The following is a 451-nucleotide window of genomic DNA, read 5'->3' as shown; positions in this document are numbered from 1 at the left end:
ATATGTGACCCAGTGATGTTCGCATGCGATATTCAGCACATCCTGAGTTAATTTTTCCAGCAGCGAAAAACGGCCATTCTCAAGATGGCTGATTATACGCTTGGTAATGGTGCGGTAGTTCAGCGCATCATTGATGTCCTCGCTGTCGCGTGCTTTATCGGCAGGGTAGTGAATGGCTACATTCACTACCACGTCCTGGCGGTTGGCGATCTCTTCCTCTTTAATACCAATAAAAGTCCGCAGGCGCAGGTTCTTAATACGAATAATGGCGTCTGGTTGAGACATTGCAGGCTTCCTCCGTGGTGTAAGTCCTGCAATCATACAACAAAGCGCGACGGGCGAGCAGGGGGTTAATAAAGCTGAATTTTTAACATCGCTTCCGCCGTTGCCGGCCGCTGCTTAATGCGCTCATACCAGTTGTGCACCGCCGGATAGTTCGCCAGATCGATAC

Annotated in this window: 1 protein-coding gene; it reads right to left on the bottom strand. The window is 49.9% G+C overall.

Going from position 1 to position 451, the window contains the following annotated elements; genetic code table 11:
- A partial coding sequence (folX, locus tag ACEWB7_RS17735) for a dihydroneopterin triphosphate 2'-epimerase (protein ID WP_411581050.1) occupies positions 1–285 on the bottom strand: 285 nt, incomplete at its 3' end.
- Positions 286–451: the final 166 nt, after the last annotated feature.

This window comes from Acinetobacter sp. NIOH-H-8 (assembly GCF_046635365.1).
Taxonomy (GTDB): Bacteria; Pseudomonadota; Gammaproteobacteria; order Pseudomonadales; family Moraxellaceae; genus Acinetobacter.
Note: the sequence above shows the minus strand (reverse complement) of the source record. Positions and strands in the feature narration are given on the sequence as shown.